This is a genomic window from Nostoc sp. FACHB-888, from assembly GCF_014696655.1.
Lineage (GTDB): Bacteria > Cyanobacteriota > Cyanobacteriia > Cyanobacteriales > Nostocaceae > Nostoc.
In genome coordinates, this window is sequence record NZ_JACJQM010000325.1 from 1 (window position 1) to 3,246 (window position 3,246).

The 3,246-nt window shown below is 40.5% G+C and carries 4 protein-coding genes; 3 read left to right on the top strand and 1 reads right to left on the bottom strand.

The features are described from left to right. The first annotated feature begins 60 nt into the window (after window positions 1–60). Window positions 61–396 (top strand): hypothetical protein, encoded by a 336-nt coding sequence (locus H6G26_RS40105; RefSeq protein ID WP_190737523.1) that lies wholly within the window; start codon window positions 61–63, stop codon window positions 394–396. A 453-nt stretch (window positions 397–849) separates the two neighbouring features. Here the strand turns inward: H6G26_RS40105 and H6G26_RS40110 are convergent, their stop codons facing one another. Beyond that, a complete protein-coding gene (locus H6G26_RS40110) occupies window positions 850–1,233 on the bottom strand; it encodes an alr0857 family protein (RefSeq protein ID WP_190737525.1) in 384 nt (127 codons plus the stop codon). 1,171 nt (window positions 1,234–2,404) lie between these two features. Between H6G26_RS40110 and H6G26_RS40115 the strand changes: the two genes are divergently transcribed. Together H6G26_RS40115 and H6G26_RS40120 are read left to right on the top strand one after the other, a co-directional pair. Continuing rightward, entirely contained in the window at window positions 2,405–2,626 is a 222-nt protein-coding gene (locus tag H6G26_RS40115; RefSeq protein ID WP_277883974.1) for a helix-turn-helix transcriptional regulator, read from the top strand. A 254-nt stretch (window positions 2,627–2,880) separates the two neighbouring features. Next, window positions 2,881–3,093: a hypothetical protein gene (locus H6G26_RS40120; protein ID WP_277883973.1), complete on the top strand. Its 213-nt coding sequence runs from the start codon at window positions 2,881–2,883 to the stop codon at window positions 3,091–3,093. The last annotated feature ends 153 nt before the right edge of the window (window positions 3,094–3,246 follow it).

A 3,246-nucleotide genomic window follows, 5' to 3' on the forward strand; every position in this document is an offset into this window, starting at 1 on the left:
TTTTTTCAAAAATCAAATACTAGTCCTATATCTTGTCTATATCTTCAAGGAGAAATAGTAATGCATACGAGCGCTCGCATCCCAACCACTGATATGGAAGTCACCAGCATCCGCCTAGAGCGAGAACTCAAAGATAAGCTCAAAGAAGTAGCTGGTTATCAGGGATATCAAGCTTTGATTCGAGATGTCCTTTGGAATTATGTTCAGCAAAAATCAGGTGAATGGAAGCCTCGATTTTCCCGAGTCGACATTCGAGCTAGTATCGCTGCCACAGCTCAACAAGAAGAACGCTGTGTACTCACAGGTCAACTAATTCAATCCCAAGAACCGATGTTGCTAGGGCTGACCAGGAATGGGGATATGGTTCCTTTGAGTGTCGAGAGTTTGGCCCGATAGCCAAAATATTCAGGCAATGCAGTTGAGTTATTTAGCAAAAATAACTCAACTTACTTAACCTGAGTTCGGGTTAAGCCAGAAGCTAAAAAGCTTATTCTGTCAGGATTGAATAAAACTGGAATTGATCAAAGCAGGGATAAAAGTGGAATCATTTTGTCAATAAGGTTCATAAATGAAACTAATCTCAGCAATATGTCTTATTGACAATAGATGAAAACAGAGCTTTAGACCGAACAACGAGAATTCAAAGCTTTTGAGTATTTCTTGTCCCGAACTCAGGTTACTTAAACTCCCACCTCTGATATTGGCGGGAGATTACCAAAACTACGCTTACCGAAAATAGCCAATCTACAATAGAAAGACTTTGACAACTTCAATAAAATAACGGAACATTAATGCCTTTAGAAACTTTTCTAAAGGTGTTAGTAGTGCTGTAGAACTATTGCAGATGACCTATCTACACCGTACCGAAGTTTCAGCTTCCTGCCAAAGTCTGTGCAAAAATAACTCAGTGTGATGGCTCATAGTGGTGAAAAACACACCTACAGCATCCTTAGAACTATCTAATAACCAAGAACCTCGCAGGGTGACTTCCATATATTCGGCATCGCAGGCATAAAGGGTGACAATCTCTGTGTCATCTCTTTTTACCTCAGCCTTAAGCACTTCTACTCCTGGTAAATCAGCAGGAAGCAAAAAGGAGGCGGTGCTAGGTTGAATTGATAAACTTTGCCCAACTCGCAGGGACAAAATCACTCGCTGGGCTACCCATTCTTCTAGCGACAGAGTAAGACATTCTAAATAAAAGCTGCTTTGAGTGTAAGTTAATTTCAGCATTTCTTATGCTCTCCTGCTATTCCAAGCTTGCTTGCATATCTATCCGAAGCTGTTCGGTAAAAGAAATCGCGGGTGGATTGGTGCTTTTGGCTTTGGGAGCAGTTGCATACCAGCTTCAAACAGTGTACATAAACGCATTCGGGTAGTGTCTCCAAGAGTTGCGGCTTGTCGCCAAACATAGCTTTTATGAGAGTTACATCTCTGGCTGTGACTAGCTTATAAAGAACCCCCGCTTCAAGTTTTCGGGGAAGTAGAGGTTAGAATTAACCGAGAAGTTTTCTTGTTAAATCAGGTACTAATTCATTAAAAACATAATATTTGATACACAACAATCCCCCAGCAGGGATATTTATTATTAATAAATATTGGTTATTTAAGAATTATTTATTATTAACAGTTAAGGCAACATCAAATAAGCTTTATATAACAAGTTAATTGCTTTATACTAAATTATCAAGGTAGAATCATGGCAAGTTATATCAGCAGAGATAAAGAGGGAGATTGTGTTCAGCAAATTTTGGGCGTTTATATAAGGGATTCAGAAATAAGCTTTTGGATTGCCCAGTAAAATACACCAAACGCCACAAAAGAGAAGTTGCAAATTGCAAACTTAGAGTCAGAAATTGCAAATTTAAAGTCACTTGTTTCAAGTTTAAAGTCAGAAGTCACAAGTTTAAAGGATCAAGTCTCTAGCCTAGAAGGCGATGTTAGGCAAGTTGGAAGTATTGCGATATTTTGTGTTGGAGCGTTTTGTGCATTGTGGGCCCAGAATACTGGTCGCAACGCATGGCTATGGTTTTTCCTTGGAGTATTCTTCGCTCCAATTACTGTAATAGTGCTACTTGCCAAAAATTCAGCCGACAGAAGGTCGCAGAGATAATATTTAACCTGAGTTCGGGATAAGCCCAAACCCTTGTTACACCGTTGCTTGATTCTGAGATATGTCAACGTGTTTGCGTCGTTTCCGTCAACTAACGCTGAATAAATCTTCTTAACCCGAACTGACGTTTCATTAGTAAAATCGGTTTTTCTAACAAGCCGTGTCCGCCATAAGACTCATTTTTACTCCACCTTTAGGAGCCATTAGAAAACCCCGTCGTGCAGGAGTAACAGGGGCTTTCTCCTCTAATTTCAACTTAGAATTTAAGAGAATTGTCGCCAGATGAGGAAAATGCATTGCCGCCTAGCTGTGCTTATGGCTGAAAAAAACCCAACACTGTCATTGGCTGAAGTTGCCAGAAGTTCTAACATTTCTTACCCAGCTGTTTATCGGCTGTTCACCAACGACTTTAAGCGGGTGGATACAGAAACGATTGAAAAGTTATGTGATTACTTCCGGTGTGACTTAGCTGATTTATTTGAGTTGAGGGAGGTAACAGATGTGGGTAGCTAATTCTGCTTCTCTCTCTTTAATAATCACTGCCGCAAAGTAGTGCATTTTTGAAGAAAGTCTGTATGAGTTAAATAAGTCTTGGGTATAAATTCAGGGATACAATTTGAGGATTAATTTTTGAAGTGTAAACCCTCTTGTTCCTCCCTGCGTTTCCTTAACTCAGTAATTACTCCTGCTTGTAATAAATAGTTAAAACTCACTTGCAACGCGAGCAATCCACTTTAGAGAAATACTATTGAATTAAAAACGTTGGAATGACGAAAAGGCCATCCTCTAGGCGAAAAAAGGATATCCCTGCTTCATCCAGTGACAACACACCGCCTGCTAGCTCTGCTGAGGATATTTTTGAGCCAGAAAACCCAGTTTTAGCGACAATTACGGTTACTGCTGTTGAAATTCCAGAATTAACTGAGCAGGAACAGCGCGATAAGCCTGACGGCATGGCTACGCTTACCGCCTTCACCTAGAGCGCCGTGTGGAACGGGCGTTTTTTGAGGCTGGTAAGGCATTGGCAGAATTGCGTGATCGCAGATTGTACCGCTGTGTGATTCGTTTCTGGTATGGAGCCGCTAGCAACTAGCGGGGTATAACTAGAGTACATTATGAAAGTCACTTTCATA